The organism is Brevibacterium sp. GP-SGM9 (genome assembly GCF_047300845.1).
Taxonomy (GTDB): Bacteria; Actinomycetota; Actinomycetes; order Actinomycetales; family Brevibacteriaceae; genus Brevibacterium.
On the sequence record NZ_CP178563.1, the window covers coordinates 1103970 to 1120758 of the forward strand.

Consider the following 16789-nt stretch of genomic DNA (forward strand, 5'->3'; position numbering starts at 1 on the left):
GATTCTCGGTTGATTGGATTCGTGCCGGATCGTCTGACTCTGAGGCTCCGGGCCCTGAGTCAGAGGGTCCAGCTGGCCCCGGGCTTGGCGAGCTCGATCGGTCCCCGGTATTCGCCGGCGGCCTCGCCGCGGACGATCGAGCAGTCGGTCCAGGACGGAATGTGGGTGAGCACGAGCGCTGCCGCCTCGGCGGTCTGGGCGACACGTCCGGCGCGTCGGCCGGTCAGGTGGATGCCGCGGGCGGTGTCGCGGTCCTCCTGGAAGGCGGCTTCGCAGAGGAACAGGTCGGCGCCCCGTGCGGCCTCGACGAGGTTCTCGCATTCGTCGCTGTCACCGGAATAGGTGATGACGTGGCCCTGGGCGTCGGTGATGCGCAGTGCATAGGCCTCGACGGGGTGGTCGACGAGGAAGCTCTCGACCCGCAGACTGCCGATCTGGTGGCTGTCCCCGTGGTCGATGTCGAAGAATTCGAAGGCATGGGACAGGTCCGAGTCGTCGCCGCCGTTGGCGACCGGGGACTTGCCCGGGTCCGTGTAGTAGGCCCGGGTCAGTCTCTCCTGCGCGCCGGCCGGTGCGTAGACGGGGGTGCGGGTGCGGATCGTCCCGGTGTCGGTGATGTCTCCGTTGAAGAATCTCGGGTCGAAGCAGCGCTTGACGTAGAGACCGGTCATGTCCATGCAGTGATCGGGATGGAGGTGGCTGAGCACGACCGCGTCCAGCGCATCCGTGTCGATGACGGCCTGGAGCGGGCTGAGCGCGCCCGACCCGAGGTCGAGAACGATGCGGGTCGGCGATTCCTCGTCGGTTTCGATGAGGTAGCAGCTGGCGGCGGAGTTCGGTCCGGGAAAGGATCCGGAGGTGCCGATGGCGGTGAGCTTCATCGCTCCTCCCCGTCCTGCATTCCCTCGAGCAGGGTCGTCGTCAGTCGATCCTGGATCCAGGTCAAGAAGTCGTAGAGGGTCAGGGTCAGCTCTTCGGACTCCCCGAGGTCCGCCCGGTTGGCGTACATCGCCTCCTGCGTCTCTTCGGTGTCGATGCCGAGGCGGACGGCGAGGACGAGACGCAGATCGTTGAGGCCCTTCATCCAGGCGAGCACTTCATCGCGGCTGAGGGTGATCGATTCGCCTCGGCCCAGACCTGTCATCACGATGCGCACATTGTGGGCCTTGGCCTGTTTGAGGTCGAACTCGGTGAGCCGCCGGAACTCCTCGGAGCGTTCGGCGTCCTCGGGGTCGACATCGGGGAACAGCCGCAGCAGGGCCGGGTCCTCGGGGCGCGGACGCTCGACGAGGCCGAGCCGCGCCTCCCAGTTCTCCGAGTCGGGGCTGTCGTCACCCTCGTCGCCTTCCTGTCCTTCGGAGAGCAGTGCCGCGAGGTCGGAGAAGACGGTGAGCATGAGGGAACGTTCGTTGTCCTCGAGCTTGAGGACGACATCGTCCCCTCGAGCGTCAATGGCTGCCATGTGTCAGTCGGATCCTGTTTCGGGTTGGCACGCGGCCCACAGACCGAACTCGTGCATCGCTTGGGTGTCGCGCTCCATGGCTTCGCGCCCTCCCGTGGCGACCACGGACCGGCCCTTCTCGTGGACTTCGAGCATGAGCGCGTGGGACTTCTCGGTGGAGTACCCGAAGTAGCTCTGGAATACGTAGCTGACATAGCTCATGAGATTGACCGGGTCGTTGAAGACTACGGTCTTCCAGGGCTTGGCCAGATCCTCCGCAGGCCGGACGTCGACCTCCGGCTCCAGAACTGGTGTCGTTGGATTGCTCACCTTTCCAGCTTACGGCAGAACACAGACGCTGTCGTGACGTAAGATCGCGCCTATGAGTGATCTCACACGCGCTGATTCGACTGCCTTCTTCACCGATCAGTACGAATTGACAATGGTGCAGGCCGCCTTGGAATCGGGCGCCGCTCACCGCAGGAGCCTGTTCGAAGTCTTCGGTCGCAGCCTGCCCGCCGGTCGCCGCTACGGAGTCGTCGCCGGCACCGGTCGGATCCTCGAGATGATCAGGGACTTCCGCTTCGACGATGCGGAGCTGTCCTACCTCAGCCGGGAGCAGATCGTCGATGCGCGGACCATCGACTGGCTCGCGAACTACTCGTTCTCGGGCACCATCCGCGGATATGCCGAGGGCGAGATCTACTTCCCGGGTTCCCCGCTGCTCACGATCGAGGCGAACTTCGCCGAGGGCGTCATCCTCGAAACGCTCATCCTCTCAGCGATGAACTACGACTGCGCGGTCGCCTCGGCGGCCTCTCGCATGGCGCAGGCGGCCGGCGACCGGCCCTGCGCGGAAATGGGCGGGCGACGGACGAACGAGCACGCCGCCGTCGCCGCGGCGCGGGCCGCTGTGATCGGCGGTTTCGCCTCCACCTCGAACCTCGCAGCGGGACTCAAGTACGGGCTGCGCACGATCGGCACCTCTGCCCATTCGTTCACCCTCCTCCATGACTCGGAGCGGGAGGCCTTCGCCGCGCAGCTGAAGTCACTCGGCACCGACACCACCCTTCTGCTCGACACCTACGACGTCGAGGAGGCGCTGGCGACCGCGATCGATCTCGCCGGCAATCGGCTGGGCGGGGTGCGCATCGACTCGGGCGACCTCGTCGAACAGGCCAGTGAGGTCCGAGCCGGCCTCGACCGCCTCGGCGCCCATGACACCACCATCACCGTGACCAGCGATCTCGACGAATACGCGATCGCGGCACTGGCGGCCTCCCCCGTCGACTCCTATGGGGTCGGCACCCGCGTGGTCACGGGTTCGGGCGCCCCGGCGGCGGGGCTGGTGTACAAACTGGTCGCCCGCGCCGACGAAGCGGGAACGTGGACCGCGGTGGCGAAGAATTCGACGGGCAAACCCTCCCGCGGCGGGCACAAGGACGCCCTGCGGATCATCGACGGGGCCATCGCCGTCGAGGAGGCCGTCGGAATTCCCACCCTGCCCGACGATCTCGGTGACGGTCGGGCCCTGAGCGTCGACCTCGTCGTCAACGGGGAGATCGACGACTCGTTCATCGGACCCGACGGCGTGACGAAAGCGTGCGCCAGGCACGATGAATCCCTGGCCGAGCTGCCGCGATCGGCGCGGCGGCTGCAGGACGGGGAACCGGCGATTCCGACCGTGTTCTACCAGGGCTGAGGGCTCTTCCCGCGGCTGACACTGCCCGGGACGGGGAACTCCGGCGCCCGGCTCTCACTTCTTGCCGACGAACCAGCCCTGCAGCTTGGCGATCCTCGCCTGGATCTGTTCCCGGGTGGCTTGGGCGACGGCCGGACCGCCGCAGGCTTTGCGGAGTTCGACGTGGACGGCCTTGTGCGGTGTACCCGTCCGCCTCGACCAGGCCCCGACGAGGCTCTGGAGCTGATTGCGCTCCTCCTTCATCGCCCGGTGGTCGAGTTCGCTCGTCTCGACTTCGGGCGCCGGCGGTGCCGCTGCGGTCTTCCGCTGGGCCTGCCTGGCCTGCTGGGTGCGCAGGAGTTCGTGGACCTGGTCGGGTTCGAGCAGGCCGGGGATGCCGATGAAGTCGAGTTCGTCTTCGGAGCCGATCGCTCCGCCGGTGCCGAATTCGCCGCCGTCGAAGAGCACCCGGTCGAACAGGGCTTCGGCGCCGAGGGCTTCGAAGGAGCCGAGCTGGTCAGCCGAGGCGCCTTCGCTCCGGTTGGCCTGCTCCATGGCCTGTTCGTCGAAGACGACGACATCGTTCTCGTCCTCGTTCTTCGGGCGGTCGAGCGCGTGGTCGCGTTCGACCTCCATCGTGTTAGCCAGGGCCAGCAGGATCGGCACGGAGGGCAGGAACACCGAGGCGGTCTCTCCGCGTTTGCGGGCACGGACGAAACGTCCGATGGCCTGGGCGAAGAACAGCGGGGTCGACGAGGAGGTCGCGTAGACCCCGACGCACAGTCGGGGCACGTCGACGCCTTCGGAGACCATCCGGACGGCGACCATCCACCGGTCGGTCGAGTTCTGGAACTTCTCGATCCGCTCGGAGGCACCGACTTCGTCGGAGAGTACGACGGTCGGCTTCTCGCCGGTGATCTCGTGCAGGCGCTTCGCGTAGGCGCGGGCGGACTCCTGATCGGTGGCGATGACGAGTCCGCCGGCGTCATGGACGGTGCGTCGCACCTCGGTCAGCCGGAGGTCCGCGGCCTTGAGCACGGCGGGGATCCAGTCGCCCTTCGGGTCGAGGGCGGTCCGCCATGCCTGGGCGTTGATGTCCTTCGTCGTCTCCTCGCCGAGGACGTGGGACATCTCGTCACCGGCCTTCGTCCGCCAGGACATGGCGCCGGCGTAGGCGAGGAAGAGCACGGGGCGGACGACGGAGTCCTTCAGGGCTCGTCCGTATCCATAGGAGTAGTCCGCCACCGAGGTGCGGATCCCGTTCTCGTCCGGCGCATAGGTGACGAACGGGATCGGCGAGGTGTCCGAGCGGAACGGCGTACCGGTCAGGGAGAGTCGGCGAACGGCCGGGCCGAAGGCCTCCCGTACGGCGTCGCCCCAGGACAGGGCGTCGCCGCCGTGATGGACCTCATCGAGGATGACGAGGGTGCGACCGGCGGCGGTGCGATTGTGGTGGAGGACGGGTTTGGCCGCCACCTGGGCATAGGTCAGGGCGACGCCGTGGAACCCGGGGGCGTGCTTGCCCTGTGAGTTCTTGAAGTGCGGATCGAGTCTGATGCCGACGCGGGCAGCCGAGTCGGCCCACTGCACCTTGAGGTGTTCGGTGGGGGCGACCACGGTGATTCTGTTGACGACCCGCTGTGCCAGAAGTTCGGCCGCGAGGCGGAGCGCGAAGGTGGTCTTTCCCGCTCCGGGGGTCGCCACTGCGAGGAAGTCCTTCGGCTGCTGCTCAAAGTACAGATCGAGAGCCTCAGCCTGCCACGCACGCAGCTTTCCGGCCGTTCCCCACGCCGCACGTTCGGGGAAAGCCGGTGGAAGCTGTTCAGCAGCGGAGGTCCCTGGGAGACGTTCCGCGGACATCTACTCCTTGGGTCCTTCAGACATCGAGGCGTAGATCTCTTTGCACTTCGGGCAGATCGGGAACCGCTCCGGATCGCGGGTGGGCACCCAGACCTTCCCGCACAGGGCGATGAGTGGAGTCCCTGTCACCATGGACTCCATGATCTTGTCCTTCGGCGCATAGTGGCTGAAGCGTTCATGGTCTCCGGGTTCGACAAGCTGCTCGGACTGCTCGCGTTCGATCGTTGCTGAACCGCCTGAAGCTGGATAGGTCATGGCTCCATTGTAGTTGCCTAGAATGAGTGTCATGGACCGAACTCACGAGGATTCCCTCACAGAGCGCTATCGCGAGCTCAGCGACGACATCGCAGCCGCCGTGGCGGTGGTGTCGGCGAAGCGCGGCAGCGCCCTGCATGCGATCACAGTCGACTCGTTCCTCGATGTCTCCTATGATCCCCCGACCATGGCGGTGAGCATCTACAGCGGTTCGCGGATGATGGAGACCCTGGAGACGAGCGAATATTTCGCGATTTCGCTGCTGAATTCCTCCCAACGAGACATCTCTGAGCGCCTGGGCGCGCCGGGCCAGCCCCTCTACGGCTCGCTCAAGGGCATCGACACCTTTCCCGCGCCGCAGGCCGGGCAGCCGGTGCTCGCCGAGGCGATCGCCTGGTTCGAGCTGCGCACCACCGAGGTGCTCGAGGTGGCCACCCACAACCTCGTGGTCGGCGAAGTCATCTCCCAGGGTGCCGGTGAGAGGGCGGGGACGAGCCGACCGCTGCTGCGCTGGCGCAAGGGATACGGCACGATCGGTCCGCGCTGATTCCACAGTGCGAGGACTCGACAGTGCGCGGACTCGACTGCGCGGCTGACTCGACTGCGCGCTGACTCGACAGTGAATGAGTTAGTGAATGAGTTCAGGGCCCACCGCTCTGATCTGCGCATCCCGGAGGATGCTGCGGATCAGGCGATGGACCCTGAATCTGATCGAACCTGAATCAACCCGTCTTGAACCTGAGTCTGACTGAACCTGAATCTGCTGGATTCTGATTCAATCAGCGGTGCGCAGGCTCACACGACGCCCTGGGCCAGCATGGCCTCGGAGACGCGGATGAAGCCTGCGATGTTCGCTCCGGCCACGTAGTCGCCGGGCGAGCCGAACTCATCGGCTGCGGCCGCGCAGCTGTCGTGGACATCGCCCATGATCTCGGCGAGGCGGGCTTCGGTGAAGTCGAAGTCCCAGGAGTCGCGACTGGCGTTCTGCTGCATCTCGAGAGCACTGGTGGCCACTCCCCCGGCGTTGGCGGCCTTGCCCGGGGCGAAGAGGACGCCGGCGTCGGAGAAGATCTTCACGGCCTCCGGGGTGCAGGGCATGTTCGCACCCTCAGCCAGCGCGATGACTCCGTTGGACACGAGAGCCTTCGCGGAGTCGCCGTCGAGTTCGTTCTGGGTCGCACAGGGCAGCGCCACATCGACCTCGACGCTCCAGACGTTTCCGCCCTCGTGGTACGAGGCGCGTCCTCCGCGCTGTGCGACGTACTCGGAGATCCGCCCGCGCTCTTCGAACTTGATGCGCTTGACGATCTCGGTGTCGATGCCGTCGGGATCGTGGATGTATCCGGAGGAATCGGACAGGGTGATGACCGTGCCGCCGAATGCCTCGACCTTCTCAGCAGCGAAGACAGCGACGTTTCCGGATCCGGAGATGGACACGGTGCGTCCGTCAAGGTTCTTCTTCGCCGCGGCCAGCATGTCCTTGAGGAAGTAGACCACACCGTAGCCGGTGGCTTCGGTGCGGACCATCGAACCGCCGTAAGATAGACCCTTTCCGGTCAGCACTCCGGCTTCGTAGGAGTTCGTCAGTCTCTTGTACTGGCCGAACAGGTAGCCGATCTCGCGTCCGCCGACACCGATGTCGCCGGCGGGGACGTCGCGGTACTCGCCGATGTGTCGGTAGAGCTCGGTCATGAATGACTGGCAGAAGCGCATGACTTCCTGATCGCTGCGGCCCTTCGGATCGAAGTCGGAGCCGCCCTTGCCGCCGCCGATGGGCAGGCCGGTGATCGCGTTCTTGAAGATCTGCTCGAAGCCGAGGAACTTCACGATGCCGAGGTTGACCGAGGGGTGGAAGCGCAGACCGCCCTTATAGGGTCCGAGTGCGGAGTTGAATTGCACGCGGAAGGCACGGTTGATCTGGACGACGCCGGCGTCATCGATCCAGGGGACCCTGAAGATGATCTGCCGTTCCGGTTCGCACAGGCGCTCGAAAGCGGAGAGCTCCAGATACTCGGGATGCTTGTCGACGACGGGCCCCAAGGAGTGAAGAACTTCCTGTACCGCTTGGTGAAACTCCGACTCTCCGGGATTGCGATGGAGAACGGTGTCGAAGATTGGCTGCAGTGAAGGATGTAAGCTCATGCACACGAAAATACCCGATGTTGAAACTTTGAGATGCAACGACCGGATAATGGACGGGTGGTGGTGATTGACGGATACAGGGCGATTTGCAGAAATCGATATCCGAGCTGCTGCAAAGCGTCATCGTCTAATATCGGGCCATGGATCTAGGTGAAATCTGGCCGCCGTTCGCCCTGACCATCCGCTCGGGCGACATTGAGCTGTCCCCGGTCAGAGAATCCGACTATCCGGAGCTGGCCGACATCGCGCGCGGCGGGGTCCGCCGAGACGGCATCAAGGCCTTCCTCGTCGACTGGGATACCGGGGACAATGTCTCGATTGCCCGGTCCATCGCCCAGTACCAGTGGTCGACGCGTGCCAACTTCTCGCTTAAGAACTGGACCGTCGAATTCGCCGTCAGGGTCTCCGGTCGGGCCTTCGGGGTGCAGGGGGTGAGCGCGAAGGACTATCTCAAGACGCGCACAGTGACCACCGGATCGTGGCTGGCCCGACAGGAACAGGGCCACGGCATCGGGACGAGGATGAGGTCCGCGGTGGTCCGAGCCTTCGCTGAGGAGCTCTCGGCCGCACGATTCGAGACTTCCTATTTCGACGGCAATGAGGCCAGTCGTCGTGTATCGGAGAAGCTCGGCTACGTCCCCAACGGTGGGCACAGAGTCGTCACCCAGGACGGCCGGGCCCGCATCGAGCATGGCATGGTCCTCGACGTTGCCGCGCTCAGGGAGGACGAGGATGAGATCTCGGTCGAAGGCGCCGAGGTGTTCCGTCGTTTCATCGGGCTCACCGAATCGTGAGCGGCGACGAGAACCGCTCTCCCTGCGTTTGTTTGGCCTATAACCCGATTGTTCGGCCATCTCCGAGCAGAATCGGGCCTGATCCTGCTCGGAGATAGCCGAACAATCGATACAGGCCAGCCCGCCCTTCTAAGGGAAACGACACGTGAGTGCAGAAAAGGGTGTGAATGCAAGAAAGGGAGGGTGCCTCGCAACCAAATGCGAGACACCCTCCCCATCAAAAAATATTGCGGCAGTCACCTACTCTCCCACAACCACCAAGTTGCAGTACCATCAGCATGAAATGGGCTTAGCTACCGGGATCGGAACGGTTAACCGGGCGTTTCCCCACCACTATCACCACCGCAAAACCAACAAACCACCACCACACGCCACAACGACGTATCGGCGGTAGTGGTCCAAGAACCGCACAGCGAACGCGAACACCACAAAAAATGTGATCTCGTATGATCAAACAGAGTGTCTACTCTTCCACGCACACACCAACCCAAAAGGTTGATGAGTGATCGGTGTATTAGTACCAGTCAACTCCACACCTCACAGTGCTTCCATACCCGGCCTATCAACCCCATCATCTATAGGACACCTCCCCCCACAAAGTGGGTTGGAAATCTCATCTCGGAGCAGGCTTCCCGCTTAGATGCTTTCAGCGGTTATCCATCCCGAACGTAGCCAACCAGCCATGCCCTTGGCAGAACAACTGGCACACCAGAGGTTCGTCCGTCCCGGTCCTCTCGTACTAAGGACAGACCTCCACAAATTTCCTACGCACGCAGCGGATAGGGACCGAACTGTCTCACGACGTTCTAAACCCAGCTCGCGTACCGCTTTAATGGGCGAACAGCCCAACCCTTGGGACCGACTACAGCCCCAGGATGCGACGAGCCGACATCGAGGTGCCAAACCATGCCGTCGATATGGACTCTTGGGCAAGATCAGCCTGTTATCCCCGAGGTACCTTTTATCCGTTGAGCGACCACGCTTCCACAAGCCATGGCCGGGTCACTAGTCCCAGCTTTCGCTCCTGCTCGACACGTCCGTCTCACAGTCAAGCTCCCTTGTGCACTTACACTCGACACCTGATTGCCAACCAGGCTGAGGGAACCTTTGGGCGCCTCCGTTACTCTTTAGGAGGCAACCGCCCCAGTTAAACTACCCATCAGGCACTGTCCCTGAACCCGATCAGGGTCCGAAGTTAAGGAATCCAGAATGGTCAGAGTGGTATTTCACGAATGACTCCACCAGATCTAGCGATCCAGCTTCATAGTCTCCCACCTATCCTACACAAACCACACCGAAGCCCAATACCAAACTATAGTGAAGGTCTCGGGGTCTTTCCGTCCTGCTGCGCGTAACGAGCATCTTTACTCGTAATGCAATTTCGCCGAGTTCGTGGTTGAGACAGCAGAGAAGTCGTTACGCCATTCGTGCAGGTCGGAACTTACCCGACAAGGAATTTCGCTACCTTAGGATGGTTATAGTTACCACCGCCGTTTACTGGGGCTTAAATTCTCCGCTTCACCCCCCGAAAGGGGTTAACAGGTCCTCTTAACCTTCCAGCACCGGGCAGGCGTCAGTCCGTATACATCGACTTACATCTTCGCACGGACCTGTGTTTTTAATAAACAGTCGCTTCTCTCTGGCCTCTGCGACCACCACCAGCACATCCCCAAGCAAGTTGGGTTCACCGGGATGGCCCCCCTTCTCCCGAAGTTACGGGGGCATTTTGCCGAGTTCCTTAACCACGATTCTCTCGATCACCTTAGTATTCTCTACTCGACCACCTGTGTCGGTTATAGGGTACGGGCAACACACACCCTCACGTCGATGCTTTTCTCGGCAGCAGAGGATCACCAGATCACCCCACCAAGTGGGGCGCCCATCAGCTCTCACACTATGTGTGGGGACGGATTTGCCTACCCCCACGTGCTACAACCTTAGACCGTGACTACCATCGCACGGCCTGGCTACCTTTCTGCGTCACACCTCACGCTTACCGACTCCACACTCAGGTCCCCCCTCGCTCATCCCAACTCAACCGAAGTCGAAAAGGGCGAGTCTGGGGGTTAGTATCATGTGTTTTGGTACTGTCGGTTGTGTGTCGGTACCAGAATATCAACTGGTTGTCCATCGACTACGCCTGTCGGCCTCGCCTTAGGTCCCGACTTACCCAGGGCGGATTAGCCTAGCCCTGGAACCCTTGGTCATCCGGTGGACGGGTTTCTCACCCGTCTTTCGCTACTCATGCCTGCATTCTCACTCGAGCCGCCTCCACCACTAGTTCACACTGCAGCTTCACCGGCGACTCGACGCTCCCCTACCCAACACCCCACCATTACGGCTATCTGGGATGCTGCCACAACTTCGGCGGTGTACTTAGCCCCGCTACATTATCGGCGCTCAATCACTTGACCAGTGAGCTATTACGCACTCTTTCAAGGGTGGCTGCTTCTAAGCCAACCTCCTGGTTGTCTTCGCAACTGAACATCCTTTCCCACTCAGCACACGCTTAGGGGCCTTAGTTGATGGTCTGGGCTGTTTCCCTCTCGACAATGAAGCTTATCCCCCACTGTCTCACTGCCACGCTGAACCTTACCGGCATTCGGAGTTTAGTTGACGTCAGTAACCCGGTGGGGCCCATCAGCCATCCAGTAGCTCTACCTCCGGCAAGAACCACGCAACGCTGCACCTAAATGCATTTCGGGGAGAACCAGCTATCACAGAGTTTGATTGGCCTTTCACCCCTAACCACAGGTCATCCCCTCCATTTTCAACTGAAGTGGGTGCGGGCCTCCACAACATCTTACTGCTGCTTCACCCTGCCCATGGCTAGATCACTCCGCTTCGGGTCTAGGACACGCGACTAGATTCGCCCTATTCGGACTCGCTTTCGCTACGGCTACCCCACACGGGTTAACCTCGCCACGCACCGCTAACTCGCAGGCTCATTCTTCAAAAGGCACGCCATCACCCCAACAAAGGAGGCTCTGACGGATTGTAAGCACATGGTTTCAGGTACTCTTTCACTCCCCTCCCGGGGTACTTTTCACCATTCCCTCACGGTACTATTCCGCTATCGGTCATCAGGAAGTATTTAGCCTTACCAGGTGGTCCTGGCAGATTCACACGAAATTCCACGAGTTCCGTGCTACTCGGGTATGTACACAACGTCGGGGACACATGTTTCGCCTACGGGACTCTCACCCACTCCGGTCCTGTTTCCCACCAGGTTCGACTACACGCATCACACATCAACGTCCCGGTCATGCTGGACCGAACACGCACACCCCACAACACCCAACCAGCAACACCAGCACGCTTGACACTGATCAGGTTTAGGCTCATCCAGTTTCGCTCGCCACTACTCCCGGAATCATTGTTATTTTCTCTTCCTACGGGTACTGAGATGTTTCACTTCCCCGCGTTCCCTCCACACACCCTATATATTCAGATGCGGGTCACCACCCTCACAGGTGGCGGGGTTTCCCCATTCGGACACCCTCGGATCAACGCCCGTTTATCGGCTCCCCGAGGCTTATCGCAGATTTCCACGTCCTTCATCGGCTCCTGATGCCAAGGCATCCACCATGCGCTCTTATACACTCATCCCACCCCACACGGGCTGGTTTCGTGTATGCGCGAAAATATTTTTCAATCACTCTAAGATGATCACAAGAAAATCACATTACATAAACAACCCCACACACACTCCCCCACAAAGAGGGGATTGCTGCGGGCCTGTTGATGCTCGCGTCCACTATACGATTCTCAAACCACTACCAAACACCACCCCAACACCTGCCACAACACGTGGCACCTGCTGGTTCGGGTTGGTCCTGTTGGTTGAAACCACACCCACACACAGTGTGCGGGAGCTTGTGATTCCAGGACCCAATAACGTGTCAGTTCATATTCGCCCACGCTCACCGCCACCCGAGGCACAAACCCCAGGCGACGCTGTGTGGACGAGCCAATTAGATGATGTTCCACCCTTGAGCTCTCATGACGACCACGTACGGGTCGTGGCATGAGGATCTTAATGTGTGCTCCTTAGAAAGGAGGTGATCCAGCCGCACCTTCCGGTACGGCTACCTTGTTACGACTTAGTCCCAATCACCAGTCCCACCTTAGACGGCCCCCTCCACAAGGGTTGGGCCACCGGCTTCGGGTGTTACCGACTTTCGTGACTTGACGGGCGGTGTGTACAAGGCCCGGGAACGTATTCACCGCAGCGTTGCTGATCTGCGATTACTAGCGACTCCGACTTCACGTAGTCGAATTGCAGACTACGATCCGAACTGAGACTGGCTTTAAGGGATTCGCTTACCCTCACGGGTTCGCCTCTCTCTGTACCAGCCATTGTAGCATGCGTGAAGCCCAAGACATAAAGGGCATGATGATTTGACGTCATCCCCACCTTCCTCCGAGTTGACCCCGGCAGTCTCCTATGAGTTCCCACCATCACGTGCTGGCAACATAGAACGAGGGTTGCGCTCGTTGCGGGACTTAACCCAACATCTCACGACACGAGCTGACGACAACCATGCACCACCTGTACACCAGCCCAAAAAGGGAAAGACTGTTTCCAGCCCGGTCCGGTGTATGTCAAGCCTTGGTAAGGTTCTTCGCGTTGCATCGAATTAATCCGCATGCTCCGCCGCTTGTGCGGGCCCCCGTCAATTCCTTTGAGTTTTAGCCTTGCGACCGTACTCCCCAGGCGGGGCACTTAATGCGTTAGCTACGGCGCGGAGAACGTGGAATGTCCCCCACACCTAGTGCCCAACGTTTACGGCATGGACTACCAGGGTATCTAATCCTGTTCGCTCCCCATGCTTTCGCTCCTCAGTGTCAGTTACAGCCCAGAGTCCCGCCTTCGCCACCGGTGTTCCTCCTGATATCTGCGCATTTCACCGCTACACCAGGAATTCCAGACTCCCCTACTGCACTCTAGTCAGCCCGTACCCACTGCCCGCGCAACGTTAAGCGTTGCGTTTCCACAGCAGACGTGACCAACCACCTACGAGCTCTTTACGCCCAATAATTCCGGACAACGCTCGTACCCTACGTATTACCGCGGCTGCTGGCACGTAGTTAGCCGGTACTTCTTCTGCAGGTACCGTCACTTTCGCTTCTTCCCTGCTGAAAGCGGTTTACAACCCGAAGGCCGTCATCCCGCACGCTGCGTCGCTGCATCAGGGTTTCCCCCATTGTGCAATATTCCCCACTGCTGCCTCCCGTAGGAGTCTGGGCCGTGTCTCAGTCCCAGTGTGGCCGGTCGCCCTCTCAGGCCGGCTACCCGTCGTCGCCTTGGTAGGCCATTACCCCACCAACAAGCTGATAGGCCGCGAGCCCATCCCCGATCGAAAAACTTTCCACCAGAGAACATGCGTCCTCTGGTCATATCCGGTATTAGACCCAGTTTCCCGGGCTTATCCCGAAATCGGGGGCAGGTTACTCACGTGTTACTCACCCGTTCGCCACTCATCCACCCACAGCAAGCTGTAGGCTTCAGCGTTCGACTTGCATGTGTTAAGCACGCAGCCAGCGTTCGTCCTGAGCCAGGATCAAACTCTCCATAAAAAACTTTATGTTACGTAAGAATCCCAGCAAGACAGCCAACCCCTCACGGGGTGAGAAGGTTGACCCAAAAAAAACACAACCAAACACCACAACGGCACCCACCCGGCGAAGGGTCGGCACCAAATGTTTGATCATGTGGTTGTCTTACCAGAAAATAATTATCTGGCATCACTAATTGTTCAAACAAACACGCTATTGGATTCTCAAACCACAAACACACACCCATCACCGAACCACACCAAGGCGGCCCGTTCACTGGGGGTATCGGTTGTGTACTTTCTGCCTTGCGGCCCGCCGTACCAGCGGATGTTCACTCTACATCGTTGTTCTGCCCTGTGCAACTCGAAGTTCATCTTCGCGTTACCGGATCAGTCACTGATCAGAGTGGCTGTTGCCTGTCCTTGCGGCCTGGCAACCTGGTACACATTACACACTTCTGAGGGAGCGTGCAACATGGCCTCGAATTCATCTTCGGAGACGGACGAAAGCCTCTCCGATCAGGCCACGGGGCGGGCGAGTTCGGGCCGATCGTTGCGGACGTTTCCGATCTCCTTGCCCACCTTGTGACGATCCACCCCGGCGGGATCCACCTGCCCCAGGACCGAGTCGAGCAGGGCGGGAACCTCACTGCTGACAGTCGCGGGATCGATCCACTCGTCGATGTGCGCACGGGAGAGGAAGACCGGCATCCGGTGGTGCACATCCTGCAGGTGCCCCGCCGACTCCATGGTCATGATGGTCGTCGACACCAGCCAGGACTGGTCCGGCTGCTTCCAGAACTCGAACAGGCCCGCCATGAAGAGAGGGTCGTCGCCGGCGGAGGTCATCATCCACGGCTGCTTCCCGTCGTCGGTGACCTCCCATTCGTAATAGCCGGGAATCGGCAGGGCGCAGCGACGTCGTTTGATCGCCTGCCGGAACATAGGCTTCTCCAACACCGTCTCGGAGCGAGCGTTGAAGGCCTTGAAGCCGATCTTCGTGTCTTTCGCCCATGCGGGCACCAGACCCCAGGAGGCGGTCTCCAAGCGACGGTTCAGCTGCCCGTCCTCATCGAGTCGCTCGACGACGATCGGAACGAAGGACCCAGGCGGGACGTTGTAGCGGGGAGTGTAGTCGTATGACACCACGTCCAGGCGAAGCTCATCGGCGAGATCCGCAGGGTCGAGGGACATATTGAGTCGGCCGCACATGCGATCATCTTCTCACTTCACTACACTGTCGACAATGGCGGCGGAAAAGACAGCAGCGAACAGAATCGACCCGATCGAAGAGTCACGACGTCAGTGGCTCGCCCATGGATGGGACGATGCGGCTGAGGGCATGAATACGGTCATCTCGGTGATGCGGGTCCACCAGCTGTTTCTGGCACGGGTCGACTCCGCGCTCAAGCCCTTCGCGCTGACATTCTCCCGCTACGAGGTGCTCACCCTCCTGTCCTTCACGAAGTCAGGCACGCTGCCGATGTCGAAGATCTCCGCGCGCCTGCAGGTCCATGCCACCTCGACGACCAATTCCGTCGATCGCCTCGAGAAGGCGGGACTGGTCGAACGGCGCAGCCACCCGGACGACCGCCGCACCACACTCGTCGATCTCACCGACGCGGGCCGCGAACTCGCCGCCCGCGCGACCACCGCCCTCAATGAGCAGGTCTTCACCTCCTCAGTCTTCGCCCGCACCGACCTCGGCGGGCTCCTCCCCCATCTCGAGTCGCTGCGGACCGAGCTCGAGGGCAGCGCCTGAACCGACCGATGCCGACTCCGTTCGGCCGCGCGGCACCGCCTCGGCGAAATTAGTTGGACGTCCTAGTATTTTCTCCGTATCGTGGTGCCTGTCACCACATACGCGTCCGATTCCATTCCTGGAGGAACCATGTCCCGCAGCACGGCCGCTGCCCTGCCATTCGGTCTGACCGAAGAACAACAGACCATCTCCGGCATGGTGCGCGAATTCGCCGATTCCGAGATCGCTCCCCATGCCCTGGAGTGGGATGCCGAGCATCACTTCCCCGTCGATGTCATCAAACGCTCGGCGGAACTCGGCATGGGCGGCATCTACGTCAGCGAGGAATCCGGCGGCACCGGCATGGGTCGCATGGATGCGGCTCTCGTCTTCGAGGCGATGTCGACCGCCTGCCCCTCGGTGGCCGCATACATCTCCATCCACAACATGGTCGCCTGGATGATCGACAAGTACGGCAATGCGGAGCAGAAGGAGAAATACCTCGTCCCGCTGGCCGGAATGGACCACCTCGGCAGCTACTGCCTCACCGAACCCAACGCCGGGTCCGATGCCGCGGCACTGCGGACCTCCGCCCGCGAGGACGGCGATCACTATGTGCTCAACGGCGTCAAGCAGTTCATCTCCGGCGCCGGCACCTCGGAGACCTACCTCGTCATGGCCCGCACCGGCCAGGAGGGCTCCCGCGGGATCTCCGCATTCATCCTCGAGAAGGGCATGGAAGGCCTGAGCTTCGGCCCGAACGAACAGAAGATGGGCTGGCGCGCTCAGCCGACCCGGCAGGTCATCATGGAGAACGTCCGCGTGCCGAAGGAGAACCTCCTCGGCGAACCGGGGCAGGGCTTCAAGATCGCGATGTCCGGGCTCGACGGCGGACGCCTCAACATCGGCGCCTGCTCCCTCGGCGGCGGACAGGGCGCGCTGGAGAAGGCCATCGACTATATGGGCGAACGACAGGCATTCGGCTCCGAACTCTCCGGCTTCCAAGCCCTGCGCTTCGAGGTCGCCGACATGCAGGCGAAGCTCGAAGCTGCCCGGTCGCTGCTCTGGAGGGCCGCGAACGCCTATGACGCCGGCGACCCGAACACCTCGCTGCTCTCGGCCATGGCCAAGCTCACCGCCACCGACACCGGCTTCGACGTGGCCAATCGGGCACTCCAGTTGCACGGCGGCTACGGCTATCTGACAGAGTATGGAATTGAGAAGCTGGTGCGCGACCTGCGCGTCCACCAGATTCTGGAAGGCACCAACGAAATCATGCGCGTGATCATCTCGCGCAAGAGCACAGGAGTGGGCTGA

The 16789-nt window shown here is 61.3% G+C and carries 12 protein-coding genes and 3 rRNA genes; 5 read left to right on the plus strand and 10 right to left on the minus strand.

The features are described from left to right. Positions 1 to 59: 59 nt before the first annotated feature. Genes ACH82I_RS05000 through clpS form a run of 3 tightly spaced genes read right to left on the minus strand, consistent with a single transcriptional unit; the run spans position 60 to position 1771 of the window. Positions 60 to 881: an MBL fold metallo-hydrolase gene (locus tag ACH82I_RS05000; protein WP_413335930.1), complete on the minus strand. Its 822-nt coding sequence runs from the start codon at positions 879 to 881 to the stop codon at positions 60 to 62. Next, positions 878 to 1462 carry a DUF2017 family protein gene (locus ACH82I_RS05005; protein WP_413335932.1) on the minus strand — a complete coding sequence of 195 codons (585 nt, stop codon included), beginning with the start codon at positions 1460 to 1462 and terminating at the stop codon, positions 878 to 880. Before ACH82I_RS05005 ends, ACH82I_RS05000 begins: the two co-directional genes overlap by 4 nt. A gap of 3 nt (positions 1463 to 1465) precedes the next feature. After that, positions 1466 to 1771, minus strand: a complete 306-nt coding sequence (gene clpS, locus ACH82I_RS05010) for an ATP-dependent Clp protease adapter ClpS (RefSeq protein ID WP_230743421.1) — start codon at positions 1769 to 1771, stop codon at positions 1466 to 1468. A 52-nt stretch (positions 1772 to 1823) separates the two neighbouring features. Here clpS and ACH82I_RS05015 point away from each other — a divergent pair, with 52 nt between their 5' ends. Beyond that, positions 1824 to 3143, plus strand: a complete 1320-nt coding sequence (locus tag ACH82I_RS05015; RefSeq protein ID WP_230743420.1) for a nicotinate phosphoribosyltransferase — start codon at positions 1824 to 1826, stop codon at positions 3141 to 3143. 54 nt (positions 3144 to 3197) lie between these two features. On the opposite strand, the gene ACH82I_RS05020 is transcribed toward ACH82I_RS05015, so the two are convergent. Both ACH82I_RS05020 and ACH82I_RS05025 read right to left on the minus strand, forming a co-directional pair. Then, positions 3198 to 4982, minus strand: coding sequence for a DEAD/DEAH box helicase (locus ACH82I_RS05020; RefSeq protein WP_413335935.1), 1785 nt, complete (start codon positions 4980 to 4982; stop codon positions 3198 to 3200). Beyond that, positions 4983 to 5237: a DUF3039 domain-containing protein gene (locus ACH82I_RS05025; protein ID WP_230743418.1), complete on the minus strand. Its 255-nt coding sequence runs from the start codon at positions 5235 to 5237 to the stop codon at positions 4983 to 4985. A gap of 31 nt (positions 5238 to 5268) precedes the next feature. Between ACH82I_RS05025 and ACH82I_RS05030 the strand changes: the two genes are divergently transcribed. After that, a complete protein-coding gene (locus tag ACH82I_RS05030; protein WP_230743417.1) occupies positions 5269 to 5784 on the plus strand; it encodes a flavin reductase family protein in 516 nt (171 codons plus the stop codon). 248 nt (positions 5785 to 6032) lie between these two features. On the opposite strand, the gene gdhA is transcribed toward ACH82I_RS05030, so the two are convergent. After that, a complete protein-coding gene (gene gdhA / locus ACH82I_RS05035) occupies positions 6033 to 7379 on the minus strand; it encodes an NADP-specific glutamate dehydrogenase (protein ID WP_230743416.1) in 1347 nt (448 codons plus the stop codon). Positions 7380 to 7519: 140 nt separating this feature from the next. On the opposite strand from gdhA, the gene ACH82I_RS05040 reads away from it, so the two are divergent. Then, positions 7520 to 8173 carry a GNAT family N-acetyltransferase gene (locus ACH82I_RS05040; RefSeq protein ID WP_413335938.1) on the plus strand — a complete coding sequence of 218 codons (654 nt, stop codon included), beginning with the start codon at positions 7520 to 7522 and terminating at the stop codon, positions 8171 to 8173. A gap of 227 nt (positions 8174 to 8400) precedes the next feature. Here ACH82I_RS05040 and rrf read toward each other — a convergent pair. The 4 genes from rrf to ACH82I_RS05060 form a co-directional block, all read right to left on the minus strand. Further along, positions 8401 to 8520: ribosomal RNA gene (gene rrf, locus ACH82I_RS05045) — 5S ribosomal RNA — on the minus strand. 147 nt (positions 8521 to 8667) lie between these two features. Then, positions 8668 to 11782 (minus strand): 23S ribosomal RNA (locus ACH82I_RS05050). Between the two features lie 445 nt (positions 11783 to 12227). After that, positions 12228 to 13753, minus strand: a 16S ribosomal RNA gene (locus ACH82I_RS05055). Together the 16S, 23S and 5S rRNA genes form the textbook arrangement of a ribosomal RNA operon. A gap of 497 nt (positions 13754 to 14250) precedes the next feature. Further along, on the minus strand, positions 14251 to 14943 hold the full coding sequence (locus ACH82I_RS05060) for an SOS response-associated peptidase (protein ID WP_413335940.1): 693 nt from the start codon (positions 14941 to 14943) through the stop codon (positions 14251 to 14253). A gap of 34 nt (positions 14944 to 14977) precedes the next feature. Here ACH82I_RS05060 and ACH82I_RS05065 point away from each other — a divergent pair, with 34 nt between their 5' ends. Together ACH82I_RS05065 and ACH82I_RS05070 are read left to right on the plus strand one after the other, a co-directional pair. Further along, positions 14978 to 15493 carry a MarR family winged helix-turn-helix transcriptional regulator gene (locus ACH82I_RS05065; RefSeq protein WP_230746582.1) on the plus strand — a complete coding sequence of 172 codons (516 nt, stop codon included), beginning with the start codon at positions 14978 to 14980 and terminating at the stop codon, positions 15491 to 15493. A 129-nt stretch (positions 15494 to 15622) separates the two neighbouring features. Continuing rightward, positions 15623 to 16789 carry an acyl-CoA dehydrogenase family protein gene (locus tag ACH82I_RS05070; protein ID WP_413335942.1) on the plus strand — a complete coding sequence of 389 codons (1167 nt, stop codon included), beginning with the start codon at positions 15623 to 15625 and terminating at the stop codon, positions 16787 to 16789.